This window comes from Treponema sp. R80B11-R83G3, assembly GCF_054786115.1.
In genome coordinates, this window is record NZ_BDHF01000032.1 from 1 (window position 1) to 17,921 (window position 17,921).

12 protein-coding genes and 1 tRNA gene are annotated in these 17,921 nt (G+C 45.6%); 8 read left to right on the forward strand and 5 right to left on the reverse strand.

The features are described 5' to 3' along the window. The 6 genes from ACYVRH_RS06315 to ACYVRH_RS06340 form a co-directional block, all read left to right on the forward strand. Positions 1 to 218: hypothetical protein (locus tag ACYVRH_RS06315; protein WP_461256080.1), on the forward strand; the 218-nt coding region annotated here is incomplete at its 5' end. Further along, positions 133 to 975: a pyridoxal kinase PdxY gene (pdxY, locus tag ACYVRH_RS06320; RefSeq protein ID WP_461256081.1), complete on the forward strand. Its 843-nt coding sequence runs from the start codon at positions 133 to 135 to the stop codon at positions 973 to 975. The genes ACYVRH_RS06315 and pdxY, both read left to right, overlap by 86 nt. After that, positions 972 to 1,928 (forward strand): M28 family peptidase, encoded by a 957-nt coding sequence (locus ACYVRH_RS06325; protein ID WP_461256082.1) that lies wholly within the window; start codon positions 972 to 974, stop codon positions 1,926 to 1,928. The genes pdxY and ACYVRH_RS06325 overlap by 4 nt, the downstream gene beginning before the upstream one ends. Positions 1,929 to 2,422: 494 nt before the next feature. Next, positions 2,423 to 2,797 carry a DUF3784 domain-containing protein gene (locus ACYVRH_RS06330; RefSeq protein WP_461256083.1) on the forward strand — a complete coding sequence of 125 codons (375 nt, stop codon included), beginning with the start codon at positions 2,423 to 2,425 and terminating at the stop codon, positions 2,795 to 2,797. Between the two features lie 3 nt (positions 2,798 to 2,800). Beyond that, positions 2,801 to 5,614, forward strand: a complete 2,814-nt coding sequence (gene mgtA / locus ACYVRH_RS06335) for a magnesium-translocating P-type ATPase (RefSeq protein ID WP_461256084.1) — start codon at positions 2,801 to 2,803, stop codon at positions 5,612 to 5,614. A gap of 313 nt (positions 5,615 to 5,927) precedes the next feature. Further along, complete coding sequence (locus tag ACYVRH_RS06340) at positions 5,928 to 6,143, forward strand: transposase (protein WP_461256085.1); 216 nt, start codon at positions 5,928 to 5,930, stop codon at positions 6,141 to 6,143. On the opposite strand, the gene ACYVRH_RS06345 is transcribed toward ACYVRH_RS06340, so the two are convergent. From ACYVRH_RS06345 to ACYVRH_RS06365, 5 genes are all read right to left on the reverse strand, one after another. Further along, positions 6,087 to 10,028: a hypothetical protein gene (locus tag ACYVRH_RS06345; RefSeq protein WP_461256086.1), complete on the reverse strand. Its 3,942-nt coding sequence runs from the start codon at positions 10,026 to 10,028 to the stop codon at positions 6,087 to 6,089. The two genes, ACYVRH_RS06340 and ACYVRH_RS06345, sit on opposite strands and share 57 nt — an antisense overlap. A 163-nt stretch (positions 10,029 to 10,191) precedes the next feature. Further along, entirely contained in the window at positions 10,192 to 11,337 is a 1,146-nt protein-coding gene (fliN, locus tag ACYVRH_RS06350; protein WP_461256091.1) for a flagellar motor switch protein FliN, read from the reverse strand. Next, a complete protein-coding gene (gene fliM / locus ACYVRH_RS06355) occupies positions 11,337 to 12,365 on the reverse strand; it encodes a flagellar motor switch protein FliM (RefSeq protein WP_461256087.1) in 1,029 nt (342 codons plus the stop codon). The genes fliN and fliM overlap by 1 nt, the downstream gene beginning before the upstream one ends. Before the next feature lie 86 nt (positions 12,366 to 12,451). Next, positions 12,452 to 13,018, reverse strand: coding sequence for a flagellar basal body-associated FliL family protein (locus tag ACYVRH_RS06360; protein WP_461256088.1), 567 nt, complete (start codon positions 13,016 to 13,018; stop codon positions 12,452 to 12,454). 179 nt (positions 13,019 to 13,197) lie between these two features. Then, complete coding sequence (locus ACYVRH_RS06365; protein WP_461256089.1) at positions 13,198 to 15,606, reverse strand: hypothetical protein; 2,409 nt, start codon at positions 15,604 to 15,606, stop codon at positions 13,198 to 13,200. Between the two features lie 207 nt (positions 15,607 to 15,813). On the opposite strand from ACYVRH_RS06365, the gene ACYVRH_RS06370 reads away from it, so the two are divergent. Together ACYVRH_RS06370 and ACYVRH_RS06375 are read left to right on the forward strand one after the other, a co-directional pair. Beyond that, positions 15,814 to 15,884: transfer RNA gene (locus ACYVRH_RS06370), tRNA-Gln, on the forward strand. A gap of 142 nt (positions 15,885 to 16,026) precedes the next feature. After that, positions 16,027 to 17,325, forward strand: a complete 1,299-nt coding sequence (locus tag ACYVRH_RS06375) for a tyrosine-type recombinase/integrase (protein WP_461256090.1) — start codon at positions 16,027 to 16,029, stop codon at positions 17,323 to 17,325. Positions 17,326 to 17,921: the final 596 nt, after the last annotated feature.

Below are 17,921 nucleotides of genomic sequence, written 5' to 3' on the forward strand. Positions count from 1 at the left end.
TAACCGGCAACGCTGTTTTTATTTTCTTCGCACTTTGCCCTATGAACCGCAATACATTAAACGCGTTCATCGCTATCATCAAATACAGTTCGTTCGCATTGAATTTCCCCGACGGCAGCCGTTCAATCTCATGTGGTTTTCGGCTACGCAGGAAACACTGCGGCAGTTTTTCCCCTGCAAAGGCTTGGCAGGGAAGTATGGGCGATCAACACAGTTGAGTTTTCCAACCACACGGGTTACGGCTCGTGGAAAGGTAAAGTTCTGGGCGCGGAACTTGCCGCAGAGCTTGTCACGGGGATTGAAGAAAGAGGCGTGTTAAACCGCTGTGAAGCGGTGCTTTCAGGCTATTTGGGAGACGCGTCAGTCGCCATGTCGATTGCAGACGCGGTTAAAAAGGTGCGCAGACAATCACCTAACGCGCTATACGCCTGCGATCCCGTAATGGGAGACGTAGGGCGCGGTTTTTATGTTAAATCGGATATCCCGGGCATTTTTAACAAGGAGCTTATACCGCTTGCCGATATAATAACGCCTAATCAGTTTGAACTTGACGCAATAACGGGAATAACTACGCAAAATATCAGTGATACGCTTAAAGCGATAAACGTCCTGCATGAGATGGGGCCTTCAATTGTGCTTGTAACAAGTTACAAGGAAAAAGAAGGGGAACTTTCCATGATTGCCTCCAATAAAAAAGAAATCTATAAAATTACAACCCCTGAATTGCCGTTTGGAAAAGATGTCTCTGGAACCGGGGACATGACAGCGGCAGTTTTTTTATCCCGATATCTTGAAACAAAAGACCTCAAAAAAACTTTAGAGTTGTGTACGGCGTCCGTCCTTGGCGTTTTAAAGGCGAGTTTTAAAGCGGCTAACGCTAAAAGCGGCGCGTCGATAGAACTAAAAATAATTGACGCCCAGCAGGAGCTTGTCACTCCTTCGCATTCCTTTAAGGCGGAAAAAATAACCGCGTGAAAACAAATGAAAGTCAAAACATAAAAACGCCTGAATGGGCAAAGAAAAGCCCTTACGACCGTTATTTTGACTTCATAGCCCCGGACGCCGACCGTTACGCGATTTTATTGGACGCAATATCGGCGTTAAAATTTAACTCTACCGTTATTTCAGTGGAGGGAAACCGCCATATTTTTATTTTCCCTCCCGGACAAAAATCCCTACGCGCCGCAGGAGGCATTTTCCCTTTCAGCGGCACAGACCCGTATCTTTTTTCCGCCCACTACGACCGCGTGTTGGGCAGCCCCGGCGCAAATGACAACAGCATCGCGGTATTTCATCTGTTAAAAGCAGCCGTCACTCTTGCGCAAAAAAACATTGACCGCTGGATGATTGTATTTACGGATAAGGAAGAATTATCCGCTGGCGAAGGCTTTGAAAAGCAAGGCTCATTTACTCTGGCAAAAAAAATAAAAAGCTGGGGGCTTGAAAAGGCAAAAATTTTTAATTTTGACGCGTGCGGCGCGGGAGGAGTATTTATCTTTTCCACAACGACGGATTTAATTTTAGAGGCGGGCAATCAGGGCGGCAACCGCCCTAACCTTCACAATGTAAGAAAAATCATCGCCTCCCTGCGGGATCACGCCCTAGAAACCGCCCAGCAACTTCGCCTTGAAAAAGTACTGCTCGCCCCTACCCCGTTCTCCGACGACGTTGGTTTCCTTCGCGCCGGCCTTGCAGCCCAAACCGTTACTATGCTCCCTGATAATGAAGCTTCCCAATACGAGACTCTGTTACGCGACCGTCCCAACTTCGGAAACCTAATCATCTCAGGAGAAATTAAAGCCCCCTCCGAATACCGCCATCTGCCCGAAACATGGCGCAATATGAACAACGCGAAAGACACCCCTGCGCGTTTAAGCCCGCAGTACTTTGAAAGCTTTGTAAATTTTGTAGTTGGGCTGTGTAAATAATTAGAAATTTTTCTACCACGAACCGCACGAACACCACGAACTTTTAATACATATCTTGTCGTTGTTCGTGTTGGTTCGTTTGGTTCGTGGTAAAATTTTTCTTCCCCCCCCTTGACAAAAAACAAAAAATTTGTTATTTTTTAAAAATAATAAAAGACCGCAGAGCATAGCGGTCTTATCCTAACAAAGGAGGGCAGTCTATGGACGATCCTGGCGGTAGTAGTACCGGCAAATTGAACCATGTAATAGGCGGCTATAGGCTGTTTGTCCCTCATTCTTGAGCGCAAAGATAAAGCATAGCGTCATTAATTAGCCAAAAAGCCTATAAATTCCTCATTTTACATGGAAAAGAATCCATTATGTGCCATATCGTTGATATTCACATAACGGACGACTTCTGCTAAAGAAGTAACTACCCGATCTCAGTAAAATTTCCTCCGCAAAAAAAATGTGTGCAACACGCTATGGCGGAGCTTTGGTCGGAGAAAATGGAAATGGAGGATATTATCATGGTAATTTGTTACACAATCGCCGTCATTATGCTCGTGGTTGGAATTAGTTTTTACACGGGAAAAGCGGCGGCGTACATTAAAAGTTATCAGAACATGGAAGAGAAAGAAAAAAGAAACATTAAAATAGGCGTTTTATGTAAAAACATAAGCCTTTTGTTTTTTTTAGCGGCAGTTATATTCGCCACCGCCGGAGCCTCTGAAGTTTTCAGGCATGATTATTTCAGATGGTTTATGGTCGGCTGGTTTGTGTTAAGCGCCATCGATGTCGTTTATATCGGAAAATCAAAACGGTTTGTTTATTTTTATACCTCAACCGCTACAGAACCTTTCCCTGTTTCTTCCCGAAGAAGGAGGTAAAAAATGTCAAAAGAAACAAAACAAACTGCGCGTCAACTCGCGCAGGAAGCTGTCCGCAGGGACGTTGTAAACCAAAGATACGACTATGCTTCCCAACATTCAGCAAAAGTCGTATTAACCAGCTTAAATACCACGCCGAAAGGTTTAAGCGTTGAAAAAGTGAACAAGCTCCGCGATAAATTCGGCAACAACAGGGTAACGCATGAAAAAGAAAAATCGTTATTTCAACGGCTCGCTAAAGCGTTTGTCAATCCATTTACAGCTATTCTTTTTGTATTAGTAATTGTTTCAAGCATCACGGACATCATTCTTCCAATCACTGGGGGCGAATATCCTGAATTTTTAACCGTAAGCATTATTACTACAATGATTATCATCAGCGGACTTATGCGCTTTATTCAGGAATCGCGCTCCAGCGTGGCGGTGCGCAAACTGCTTGCGATGATCACGACAACTGCTACTGTTGAGCGCATAGAGACAGGTCCCAAGGAAATCGATCTTGAGGATATTGTCGTGGGGGACATCGTGCGTCTTTCAGCGGGCGATATGGTTCCCGCCGACGTGCGGATAATCCAGTCAAAGGATTTGTTCATCAGCCAGTCCGCTCTGACGGGAGAAAGCGACCCGCTTGAAAAAGTACCCGATGAACTTCAGACAAAACCAAAAACTTATACGGAATGTTCAAACCTCGCTTTTATGGGAAGCAATGTAATTTCGGGAGCGGCAACCGCCGTTGTAGTCGCTACAGGCAACGATACCTTGTTTGGCTCTATGGCAAAGTCAGTCGCCGGAGAAGCCGTACAAACAAGTTTTGAAAAAGGCGTAAACGCCGTATCATGGGTTTTAATTCGTTTTATGCTTGTCATGGTTCCCGTTGTGTTTATCGCAAACGGACTCACATCGCAGGAAGGCTGGATGGGGGCGTTCCTGTTCGGTATCGCCGTGGCTGTCGGGCTTACGCCTGAAATGCTTCCAATGATCGTTACTGCCTGTCTTTCCAAAGGCGCGGTGTCAATGTCAAAGAAAAAGACGATCATCAAAAACTTGAACTCCATGCAGAACTTTGGAGCGATAGATATTCTTTGCACGGACAAAACCGGAACGCTCACACAGGATAAAGTTGTTCTGGAATACCACATGGACGTTCACGGCAATGAAGACGTGCGGGTATTGCGCCACGCTTTCTTAAACAGTTTTTATCAGACCGGACTAAAAAATTTGATGGATGTCGCCATTATTAAAAGGACGCAGGAAGAAGCCGAGAAAGCGAATGACGCACAAACGAATAACGGTAATAGCGTTGCACCTAACGGTGCGGCTAAATTGGGCGAATTGTCGATGGTTTATGAAAAAGTGGACGAAATACCGTTTGATTTCAGCCGGCGCAGAATGAGCGTTGTCGTCTCCGACAAAGGCGGCAAGACGCAGATGATCACAAAGGGAGCCGTTGAGGAAATGCTCTCCGTTTGCTCTTACGCTGAATATGGAGGCAAAGTAGAGCCTTTAACTTCAGAACTAAAAAAAGAAGTTTTAAAAACGGTGGACAAATACAACAATGACGGATTCCGCGTACTCGCCGTAGCGCAAAAAGTAAATCCGGCTCCTGTCGGCGCTTTTTCCGTAAAAGACGAAACGGAGATGACGCTTATCGGCTATCTCGCCTTCCTCGACCCGCCGAAGCATGATACCGCCCAAGCTATTCAAGCTTTGTTGGAGTACGGCGTTACTACAAAAATCCTCACAGGCGACAACGACAAAGTAACCCGCACCATCTGCAAGCAAGTCGGCCTAAGGATAGATAATCTTCTGCTCGGTTCCGATGTGGATAATATGGACGACAAGGAACTTGGAAGGGCGGCTGAAAAAACCAACGTGTTCGCAAAACTTTCCCCTGAACAAAAAGCAAGAATTGTCAGCGCACTGCGGGAAAAGGGCCATGTTGTCGGCTTCATGGGAGACGGCATCAACGATGCGGCGGCAATGAGAACTGCTGATGTCGGCATTTCCGTTGACACGGCGGTAGACATAGCCAAAGAATCCGCCGACATTATTCTGCTGGAAAAAGATTTAATGGTGCTTGAAGAAGGTTTAATCGAAGGGCGCAAGACTTACGCCAACATGGTAAAGTACATCAAAATGACCGCAAGCTCAAACTTCGGCAATATGTTCTCCGTCGTGCTGTCAAGCGCGTTGCTTCCTTTCCTGCCCATGCTCAGCATACACATTTTGTTCCTGAATCTTATTTACGATATTTCCTGCTCAACGATTCCGTGGGACAATGTGGATAAAGAGTTTCTGCAAAAGCCGAGGAAATGGGACGCTTCGTCTGTCGGCAGTTTTATGATTTGGATTGGACCGACAAGCTCTGTGTTCGATTTAACCACTTACCTATTGATGTACTTCTACATCTGCCCGAAGTTTGTTTCTGACGGAGTGTTGTTTAACGCCATTCCTGAAGGCACTATCATAGGCTCGGGATTGTTTGCGGGGTTCGACATGAGATATGCCTATATGGCGATGTTCCATGCCGGATGGCAAGTTGAATCAATGTGGAGTCAAACCTTTGTTATTCACATGATCAGAACGCCGAAAATTCCGTTTATCCAAAGCCATGCAGCATGGCCGCTAACAACACTAACCTGCGCGGGTATTGCGCTGCTGACTTACATTCCGTTTACGCCATTTGGCAGAAGAATAGATCTTGTCCCTCTTCCGGGTGAGTATTTTATTTGGCTTGTCGCGACGATACTGCTGTACATGCTGTTAGCGACCTGTCTTAAAAAAGCGTATGTTAAACACTACGGCGAATTGCTGTAAAGGAGAGATAAAATTATGAGCATTTTTGATGTTGATAGAGCGTATTGGATCGGCATGGCCATCCTCGGAGCGGTAACTTTAGCGTACATTCTTGTCTGTTGGCTTATTCCGCCTAAGAAGGAAAAGAAGCGATAAGAGATAATATGGTGACTGTTACCTTTTTTCAAATGGTGACAGTCACCTACTATACGAATATATAGTATAATTACCCCAAACCCCAAAAAAATCTTCATTTTTCAGCATTTTGAATCAAGCAAATCGGCACATTCACTCCATATATAGGCAGAAAATATTTATTTTTGGAGGTTTGAAAATGAGAAAGAAAAGAGAATTCATTGAAGGCGCGACATATCATGTCACTTCACGGACTAATAATAAAATTAAGGTGTTTGATAACAGGCTTGGGCGGAAAATTATGCTTCTTACTCTTGAAGAAGCAAAAGAAAAGTACGGGTTTTGCCTGTACAATTTTTTATTGTCCTCCCAACACCCTGCCGTCGGGGCCGCGCAGAATGGGATAGCCGCGTGATTCAACTGTGGAAAAATCCCATGCCGAATCGCTGAAGCCTAAAGTAGTCCGCCAGAAATCGCGGTTGCGGAAGTCGCCGAGACCAGCGTCCTCTCCGTCTTTGCCGTCAGAGGTTTTGCTCAGCGTGACAGTGCCTGAGTAACCCGGCGCAGTAATTTCTCTCGGCCATGGATATTGATAGGTTTCGTGTTCATACAGCTTCATGGCGTTGTACGCGTAGTTGTTTGTGCCGGTACCTGCTCCTAAAACCCTCCCGATGTTTTTTGTACCGGGACCTGTGGCAGTAACGCTTAACCCAAGCGCCGCGCTGTTTTGTATAGTGGCGCTGTTGGGTATAGTGCTATCTGTTGGTGTAGTAGTATAAATTCGTCCCACGAGCCCTCCTGTATATGACTGCTGGCTGCCCAATTGCCTCTGTGCGATGACGCTGCCTTTGGCAAAACAATGATTCATATCACTATTTCGTAATTCTCCACACACACCCCCCGCATTACCTCTACCATTAATAAATATATCTCCCAAAGCGTAACAGTCGTTAATTGTGCAGGGAACCACAGCTAAAGCGAATAAAGCTCCAGCCGTAATAGACCCAGGATTGTCTCCAATCCTTACTGCGTTCACATTCCCTGTTGCGTAACAATATGATAATTCTGCTCCGTCAATGTTTCCCAAAAAACCGCCTAATTCCACATAACCATAGGCAACAGAGCTTAAATCTGCTTTAGAGTAACAATATGAAATGTTTCCACTTAAAGTTCCTACAAAACCTCCAGCAGTTAGATATTCGGTTGAATTTGAACCGATATTCGACACTATTTGACCTTCGCTGTAACAGTTTACAATCGTAGAAGTCATAATTTGGCCGCAAAATCCTCCCATCGAAGTATTATTTTCGTTGTCAATATCAATGGGGGTTTTATTCATCTCAAAGCGATTAAAAGATACGCCGCAGTTTTTGATATCACAATTTGTTATTTCCCCTCCAAATCCACCCGAGCAGACATATCCCTGATCAATCCATACCGTAATACTGCCCTGCTTATAGTCCGAATTACTAAGCTCAACGCTTTTTAAACCATTATTATCTAAACCATTAATAAAACCTGAAAAGCCGCCAACAAAGGTATGTGAAATCACCAGATGCGAACTGCTGCCCACGGTTATATCCCCCACAACGCTTGTCTCTTCCACTGTAACGATGCAGTCGTTGCCTATATTTTCCCAGTTGCTGCCGATGTTCACATAATCATTATTACCGCAGGAACCTGTAACGCCTCCTACATTTAAAGATAATACGTTATTGTTGGTATCTTTTAATATGGAGCCGTTGTTTTTACTTACCGTAAGGTTAAGACTTGAGTACGCGTTTTTTATCGTTGTTCTGGTCTCGCCTGTAATGATGCCTGCAATGCCGCCGATATAAGCTTTGTTACTTCCAGTCACGTTGAAGGTAAAGTCGCCTTTGACAAGAATGTTTTCAAGTCTTGCCCCAAGCGTTGCCGTCCCAGCGATACAACCAAAACGTGATTCAGCCGCCGGACCGGTAGCGCTTCCCGAGTACCGCACGGATAAATCGCGGACGACGGCGTTCTCGCCGGACACAGTGCCGAACAAGCCCATGTTTTCGGCGACGGTTAAGCCGCTAATGCTAATGGTATGCCCGTTGCCGTAGAACTTGCCGGTAAAGTTTCCAGCAAGCGGCGTCCACTCTGACAGGGTTACGTCTTCGGTAAGCACAAAGTTATTTACACTATTGGCAACAAGCGCCGTAGAAAAATTGGATTGGGTCAGGAGAACTGTGTTTCCCTGCGTAACAGTCATGCCCTCAATATTCCAGACGGAAAGCGTCTGCGCCGCCGCCTTGCCCGCCGCGTTGTACGCAACCACGCTGATGTCATAGCGCGTAACGCCGCCGACCGCCTGCCCGCCCCTCACGCCGGATTTGTTTATGACGGGAACCTGAAAGTCTTTTGTATCTTTGTCGTCAATACGTTCCTCAATGCCGTTTACAGACACATAAGCGCCAGTCATGCCTTCCGGGGTAGTCCAACTTACTGTTATCGAATTTCCGGCGGCGTTGCAAACCGCCTGAAGGCCGGTAACAGGGGTAATTATCTCCGTCGAATACTTTACAATGAGGAGGGTGTCCTTCCAGTCCGTGGACACGTTCCCAATGCTGTCTTCAAACTTCACGTACACCCGGTAACCGCCCGTATCCTGCAAGTCGGTTATGCTTTCGGGGCTCCATGTTTTATTCAGCGTCAGCCCGTTGTACACGTTGAGCCTTCCGCTTGTCTTTTTCTCCGCCTGAGTGTCCTCTCCGATGCGGACATACCAATACAGGCTGCTTGCCTCATCCATCGTCCACGGCAGTCCCCACGCCTGCGCCGCCCTAATGCCGCCCTGTGTTCCGTTATCCGCAAGGTCTTCAAGACCGTCCACAGTCAAGGTTATTCCCTTGCCCGCGCCGTACACGTGGATTGTTTTATTTATCGTTTCAAACGAGGACGGCTCGTTCAGCCTCGCGCTAAGATTGTTTACGTCAGGGGCCGAGAGGTCCATCACGACCGTCACGTACTGCCCTTCCGCGACCGCCTCGTTCGCCAGCAACGGTTGGACGGGGGCGTCGGCATCGTCATGCAACGGCAATATTATAATTTGAATTATGCCCGACCTGTCCGTTTGCAAAACGTGGGTAAATGTGTAAACGCCGCCCGACAGGGTAAAGTCCGTACATTCATCTTCAACCGTCTGGCCTGAAGCGTTGAAGCCGCCCAAGTTATACGCCAGTCTCTCGACGACCTTTATTTTGTTCGGTACGGAAGGCGCCCCCTCAGGCGGGTTAACGGAAAATTTGATGTGCGCGGTTTTTCTGTCGCTCTGGTTAAACCGCCTGTCTATCGAAGGGCTGTTCCACGGGTAATCCGCCGTGTCCCCAAACCAGCTCGTCCCGTTCCTGCTCGCCGTTATGTATTCGGCGCGGTAGGCTTTCTGTGCCTCCCTCGAATCGGTCTGGTAGCTGATGACCTCCGCCTGCGCCATCGCCACGCCGTTTAAGTTTTGCACCCCCGGCCATAAGGTCACGCTTATCGACAGCAGGGCGAGCTCGCTCGCGGTTTCCTCTTTCGGCGTAAGGACGATGCGATTAGCCGCCGGAAACCCAACCATGAAATAACCCGACAAATCGCCGTCCCCGTTGAACGGCTGTCCGCGCACGTTGTTCCCGACGTTGCTAGCGTATATGCCCGTAACGGTGACGGTTTCGCCTAACACGGCGGTTTCGGTTTTTATGCCCATGTTGAACCAGACGTTCACCGTCTGATTGAACGGGAAAGGCGTAAGTATGGGGTTAAGCGGCGGGTTGGTCTGCTGTGTCAGGCGGGGACGCGGGTCGCACCATGGCACGAGCGTTACCGGCTCTTTAATGTTGATTTTTACCTTCGCCGTTCTCGCTCCGGTATCGCTGGTGCTTTCGGTTATTATGACTCCTTTGTCGTTCAGGGATAAACTTTCAACCTCGCCGCTGCTTACGTTTTTGTCTAATTCTGCGTAATCGGCAGTTTTAAAGGCGAGCCATTTTTCAAAGCCGAATCCCGACAGCGGCGTAAACTCCACCCCAAACTCGTAGCCCAGCCGGGTGTCGCCGCATTTGCCTTCCCCACTCTGAGGACTGTTCCCCCATTCCGGCGGAAATGCCACGGTTACTGTCAATTTTGCCGCGTTAGCCCAATCCACCTCGTCGCTTATTTGTTTAAACAGGTCAACTTTGGGACCGGTAAACAAATCGCATGAAACAATGAACAATGAGTAATTAGCAATGAGCAATGCAAGAAAAAGCGGATGGCGGCGTTGTTTTTTGGGGGTACGATTATATCTATTACTCATTATGTTATTGTTTTGACTCTCTTTGAAAGGTTTATATATTTTCATATTAAAATAATAGCATATTTCAGAAAAATGTCAATAATAAGGTGACAGTCACCTTTTGCGCCGCAAAAAAAAAGGACGGCGTATCAGCCGTCCCTTTTAACGCGTTTTCAGCGGTAAATCAATTGTACCCCATATCGTTAATCCGTTCCATCGGCGACACAATCTCCGTTACGCGCACGCCGAAGTTTTCATCAATAACTACAACTTCGCCCTTAGCGATAAGTTTATGGTTAACAAGAATATCCACAGGCTCGCCTGCAAGTTTATCCAACTCAATAATCGTGCCTTCGCCCATGCCTAAAATTTCTTTTATCAGTTTGCGCGTGCGGCCAAGTTCTACGGTCATCTCCATGGACACGTCCATGATAAGGCCGATATTGCCCGTTTCGTGAGCGCCAAGACGCGGCTGCATCAAATTGGGGAACTGTACAGGCTGCACATTGGCAGATCCGACGTTAGGCGACATGCCCATTGGCATACCTTGACCCATTCCCCCCATATTCATTCCGCTCATATTCATGCCCCCCATATTCATTCCCATGTTTTGCTGCATTCCCATACCGCCGCCGCCCATTCCCGCCGCCGGAGCCGCCTGCGCATTGCCGCTTAGGCCGTTGGAAATATCGGCGGCAGGCGCCGGTCCTAAAACTTCCCATATCTGGTGGGAAAGCCCGTCGCCCATGTCAAGACCGTAAGTCATAACGGCAAAAGTACCCGCAGGAAGCGCCGCCGCGGCTTTTGGAACATTAGCCGCAGTTGGAGAAGCGGAAGCTATCGATTTATTTCCGGTTTTATCGGTAAGAGCGGTTATTTGCGTCCCCGAGATTTGAGAAACAACTTCCCCGATTACGGACATCGCCATCTCATCAAGCTGTATATCGCTCTCTTTAGTCATAAGGCTTGCGATAGCCTTGGCTGATTCTTCAGAGAAAATGAAACAATGCTCGCCTGGGAAGCCTGAAGTAAAATTGGTATTTACTACGGTAACCATGCCCGGCAACAGAGCCAATAAGTCATCACGCGTCGTAGACGCTACTTCAGGACCGACAAGAGTTACGGTCGTGCCTGTAAGAGCGGCAAGATTGGAAGAAAGAGCGCCAGTAGTTGAAGAAAAAAACGTTTCAAGCGAGTTAACGTCAAAAGCTGCGCCGGCAGACGGAGGCGCCATTGTAGCCGCAGGCGCGCTGCTATGGCTGCTTGACGATGAATCTACACCAGACAATAATGCGTCTATTTCATCCTGCGAAAGTGCGCCATCGCTCATCATAATTCCTCTCCTTCAGACGCAAGCTCTTCAAATTCTTCATGCACAACCTCGTCTATTTTTTGCGTTATCTGAACCGCAATTTTTTTCCCGATAATGCCGGGGCGGCACAGAAACTTTTTCCTTGAGCCGATGTTAAGTGAATAAGGATCGCCAATACGGGTATTGTATAGCCTTATTACATCCCCAATCTGCAACGAAAGAACGTCCCGGACAGGCACGTTTATCTTTCCAATTTCGGCTGTTACATTAACATCGACCGTTGCGAGCTTATCCTTTAGAACATTAAGGTTTTCAGTAGTGGCGTTACGGCGCACCGAAGAATACCAGAATTGGGCGGACAATTTGCCGATTATCGGCTCTATTGTAAGGTAGGGAATACAGAAGTTCATCATGCCTTCCACGTCTCCTACCTTTGTTTCAAGCGTTACAAGAACGACCATTTCCGTAGGAGGCACTATTTGCGCGAACTGTGGATTGGTATCAATCTGCCCAAGGCGGGGGCGCAGGTCGATAACCGTAGTCCACGCTTCGCGCATATTCCCTAAAATACGGACGATAATCCCTTCCATTACTGATTGCTCGATATCAGTCAATTCGTGCTGGGATTTGGTGCCTTCGCCCGTTCCGCCAAAAAGACGGTCGATTATGGAAAATGTAATCGCCGGGTCAATTTCCAAAATAGCGTTACCTTTGAGGGGGTCCATATTGATAATAGCCAAAGTTGTCGGGGTGGGAATGGAGCGGATAAATTCTTCGTAAGTCAGCTGATCTACCGAAGCGACATGGACGTGAACCATACTGCGAAGCTGGGCGGAAAGGCTTGTCGTGGTTAAGCGGGCGAAAGTTTCGTGCATTATTGAAACAGTACGGATTTGTTCCTTGGAAAACTTATCGGGGCGTTTAAAGTCATATATTTTGATTTTCCGGCTGTCCGCAGCCGGCCTAAAGTCTTCAGGCTCGGTATCTCCGGCGTTTATTGCGGTTAATAGCTGGTCTATCTCATCCTGTGACAGAACTTCTGTCATATTACCCCTGAAGCTCCCTTTTTATCATAATAAACTTATCTTTCACTCTTGACAAGAGTAAGCCTGACCGCATGAACGCGGTCATGTTAGAAATTCTCCATTACGTCCAATTTATTGAACAAAACCAGCCGCACCCGCGCCGTATCCAAAAAACGGGTATTTAACTGTTCACGGATTTCGTATTTAAGCTCTTCTTCCCTTTCCGGCGCAAGTTCAGCGGCTGTTTTCGCGGCAAAAAAGCGCCTTACAAAATCGCGTAATTCATACCGGCGGCTGGTTAATTCCGCAGATGCGTTATTATCGCCCAAATCGTAGCCTAGAATCATTTCCACGCTGACCGTAGAACTCACGGGGAAATCCTTTGTTCTGACCGTCATGGAGCCAATCATATCGAAATAATTGTACTCCGGCCTCTTACCCACATAAGGGGAAGCGGGATCCGCGATAACTGTTTGGGATTTACCGCCTTTATTCAAAATATTGACGGTAATAATACAAACAGTGACTATAAAAATTAACGCGCCTAGGCCAATAGCCACAAACTTTAAAATAGTCGGAAGCAAACTGCCAAGTCCGCCGCCTCTTTTCTTGGCGGCGCCGCCAGCTTCAGGAGCATCACCGCTATCAAGATCAATATCATCACTATCAGACATTCCAAAAACCTCCCCAATGCAATTCTAACCGAAATTTGATTAAATTTGCGGTTATTCTTATTAATCATCGGCGAATTCTTTATAAATTCTTACCTATTTTCAGGATAAACGCCATATAAAACCACATAAAAACGAGGCTAATTAAGCATATACTATTACAGTACCAATCAAAAAACAGCTCAGTTGTTTGGCCTTATGCCGCTTGTGTTGTACGCAATGGCGTATGTTCCTGTATCCCTGTCCCCATCTAATGCGCGTACCCTGATAGTAACTTTACCTGTTGAACTTGCAGTAAATGAAACTGGAGCATCCCATGCGCTGTCATTTTCAGGCGTTTCATTGAAAGTTAATGGAATTGGATTATTACCGCTATTAAAGGCGTAAACATCAATATCTAATGTTTTACTGTCATCTCCCTCATAACTGTCGTTCCACCAAAGGTAATATGTATTTCCATTGGTAACATTGATTGAATACCAGTTAACATCATAAGCGCTATTAATACTTCCATTTTTCCAAGTATTTGAGGTAAGCGGTAATACGCTTAAACCCATATAATTAATACTGACCGTACCAAGATTGCCAACATTGGCGTTTACGCTGTTGATATTTTTAGTACCCGGAATATTAATCTGAGATTCATCTCTACCGCCCACAGGTCTGACATACAAGGTAAAATTCCCGGTTGAAGCGAAAAAGTTATCATTATTATAGATGGGGATTGACCAATTAATATTTGTAAAAGTATCTGAACCCGCTCCCAAATTTATCCGGCTTTTATTGCTATTCCATTGATTGTATCCGTTAGAACCACTAACCGAAATATACACCAGCGGCGTTGGGCTTGGAACCTCGGTTAAGGTAATAGTACCGGTGATCACGCCGATTTTTGAGCCGCGATTGCCCATCAGAGGAAATCCGCAATAAATCTCCGTACTGGCATTTAACCTGTCACCTCCGCTGAAGGGCCGCGTCAGAGCTTCATCTTTATAGAGTTGTCCGGGTAATAATCCCGATTCAAGCGTCTGGGCATAGGTCATGCCTTCCATATACTGATAAAATTCGTCCAGCGTTATCCCGCTTGAAGGCACACCCATTTCAACCGCAATATTGCCAAACGTATATTTAAAAGCGTACTTTTTATAGTCGGTAAAACTTGTTACCGCGTTTGAAACAGCGGTAAAATGAACCGCCGATTTGCTGATGTAATATTGTATAGGCTCATTATTAATCACAAAGACCACATACGATGAACCGCCTATCCATGTCGTGCCGCTTCTGGGATTCAACCTAATTTCCCCTGTTGCGTAGTTTTGAATTGTCCCTGCCCCATAGCATTGATGTTCCCCGATCAAAACATTCGGACTTGCAAACAGATAAATATCTATTTGGCAGCCATTGTAAATATAAGGCAACCCGTCAATAGTGATGGTATTCGGTCTGGTACCGGGGCCATTGTTGTTTACCGCCGAGTTAAAGGTACTTGTCGCGGACGTAAGAGCGGATGTTCTTGCGGTAACATCATTTTTTGTCACGTTAGGATCACGGGCGGCGTTTAACGCGTTAGTGTAGGCGGCATTAAACGGCGACCATTGCGTTTGGGTAGCCCATTTGTAGCCGGAAGGCGCTTGCGACGCGTTTGCCGCAATCACAACTCCGGTTTTTACCGTATCAGCGGCCCGAATAGCATCAAACAGGGAATTTTTATTCGCCGTTGACCCAAGTTGTTTATTTGTGTTGATTGTATTTATGGCTGAAACAAGGAGAGCATAAACACTGTCAATATTGCCGGTCTGATTTGATGCCGCAGTTACAGCATTGTTAAAAGCGCGCATCAAATCAGAATAATTGCCCTGATTAACCCAGTATTCCGCCGGACCTATATCGTCTCCGTTGTTACTTGTTTTAATCTTCTCTTGTATTGTCTTCGCGAATTCAAGTAAATCGTTAAGTTCTGTTTGGGTAAAGTCTGATGATTTAGTTCCGTCCTTTCGCTCATATTTAAATAGGGTAATCTCCATATTCAATGAGTTTAATATAGTATTTACTGTATCTTGGCTGGATGATGTGAAGGCGTTTTTAGCTTGTGTAATGCCCGTTTCAAAGGTATCCATAACCGATTGGGAAACATACTTTCTGCCTTGCGCGACCTCTTCCGGTGATGAAGCTACAACTACAAATAATTTTTCAAATTCCGCTTCGGCGATTTTAGCGGCTAGACCAGTTTTATTCACCGGATCGGCAGTTCCCGGTTGTCTAGCGCTTTTAAATTCTTCAATTTTATCAGCCAGATCTCTTACTGCCTTATTTACAACCGTTTGACTGGTAGAATTAAGGGCCGCTTTCGCTGTGGCAATATCTGATTCAAAATCATCTTTCACCTGAAATGTAACCCAGTATGTTCCAAGCGGTACATTATTTCCATTTACTGAAGCGGCAGTAATATCAAATTCGTTTTGCGCTTCAGCAATTGTTGCCTCAAGTTTGTCATAATTAACCTGGCCTCCAGTGGCAGAACAAGCTGTTAAAACAGGCAACCATGCCGCTAGAATTATTGAAATTATTTTAAAAAGTTTTTTATTTTTCATAATGTATTCCTCTTCTATAATAACACAGAATATTGGAATTTTCACTGAATTTGCATGATTTATTGATGAATACATTGAAAGATGAATTTTGTCAAAGCAGACTGAGTGTTATGAATTTTTGCATTATTGAATAGTTGACATATTATCAGGTTTTAGTTAGGATTTATCCCTAGATATGCTTAAAAAGCCTTCTATGTTCTAATACATTCCCCGGTTGTGTAATGGTAGCACGGCAGACTCTGGATCTGCTTGTGGGGGTTCAAATCCTCCCTGGGGAAATACGGCTAATTCTTTACGTTGTAAGGAATTAGCGGGAGGACTACCCTACAAAGGGCGTTCTTAATCATTGCGTATAACGAAAACGGCACATAAAAACGACACATGGAATCGTTTTTCAATGCCGTTAGCAAGGATTAGGACATGAAAAATCTTCCGTTCTCCGTTTTCAAGAGGGCAGACCGCCCATGTTATTCAGTGTCATTCAAGAACGAGGCAACCGGGGAATATTATCCGGCAATCAGTACTCGGCAAAAGACCGAAGCGGAGGCGTTAAAAACCGCCTTCGCATGGCTTCGCGACGGGATACCCCAAAAGCGGAAAACCGTAAGGGTTCAAATTCAAGATTTGTCCATTAAAGACACGGCGCGGAAAATAAAAACGAAAGCCGAAGCGGAAATCCTGATCGAGGAATTGAAACGGACGGGATGGATAAAAAGCTATGTGCTGACAGAATCCCCGGAAGCGCAGGATTTTACTTTGTTTTTAACTGAATTCTGGGATTGGGAAAAATCACCGTATATAAAAGAGAAGCGGCGCAAAAACCACGGCATACACCGCAGGCATTGCAAACTCCAAAGCCAGGCTATAACGCTTTATTGGGAATCTTTTTTCAAAGGGCGTTTTTTGGGAGATATTAGATCAATTGATATTGACGCTTTTATAAACCAAATAGGGGAAAAAGATTTATCGGCTTCACGGAAAAATGGAATTATAAAGGCCGGAACAAAACCTCTCCGATGGGCTTTTTCAAAAGGGAAAATCGAAACAGATCCGACAAGGGGACATCTTCTTTTCTCCGGCGCAACGCAAGAACGGAACGTATTATCTCCTGCCGCCGCAACCGCCGTTTTCCGTGTTGAGTGGAAGGACGAAAGGGCGAAACTTGCCAATATGCTGTCTGCCGTTACAGGCATGAGGCAGGGCGAAATCCTAGCATTGCGTTTGCAGGACTTGGGATCTGACTGTCTTTATGTACGGGGCGCATGGGGCGGCGCGGACGGATTGAAACTTCCAAAAAACAACAAGCCCCGGACTGTTGAACTGCCTTTTCCTGGTATATTGCTAGGGCTTATTGATCTGGCGAAGAAAAACCCTTGGGGCGTATCTCCTGATAGCTTTATTTTCTGGACGGAGTATAAAGACGGTGTTCCTATGCAAGGCGCGATGTTTGTAAAAGGACTCCGCGCTGCGCTAGTAAAAAGCGGCTTTTCAGAAAATGAGGCTGAGAAATACGTTTTTCATTCTTGGCGGCATTTTTATACGACATATCTTATGGGAAAACTTGAAAAGAAATTGTTGAAATCGCAAACAGGACACCTGACAGATGAAATGCTAAACCATTACGGGGAACACCGTATAGCCGGAGACAGAGAACGGATACAGCAGGCGCAGATTGAAACCTTTGGCAGTTTAATACCTTCGGGGCAAATGCATAACTGAAATGTTATGTGCAATTTTAACTCTTTTATTCTCATTATTTATTATCTTTTTATTTCTTTAGTTTTCTTTATCTATCTTCTTACATTTAATTGCATAAAATAAAAGAGAATAATAAAAAACATCTTGACAAAATAACTATTGTGTGGGTATGCTGTAATTGTATAAAAGATAACTAAACACAGAGAGCCGTTACTATCTGCCGGGATAGGCGCATGGATTTAAAGTCATGCATTTTTACCGACAGATAGTGACGGCTTTTTTTGTGTTTAGAAAATTTCATTTTGGAGGAATTATGAATACCATTTCTTTACAAGACAGCGTCCTATCGAGGAAGGCGGCCGCCAATTACTTGGGAGTTTGTTTGGCTACTTTGGACAGCTTAAAAATCCCTAGAACGAAGGTGAGGCGCAGGGTACTGTATCGGCAATCTGTGTTGCTTCAATGGCTTGAGAAAAACACCAAGGAAATAAAATCGTGAACCAGAGCAAGGCAGAGGCGATGATTACGCGTCTTTTGGTAAATGCCGCTGAATTAAAATTTGGCTCGGCTTCTGTTACCGCAAAAGTCCATGACGGCCGGGTTACGGAAGTGTTGTA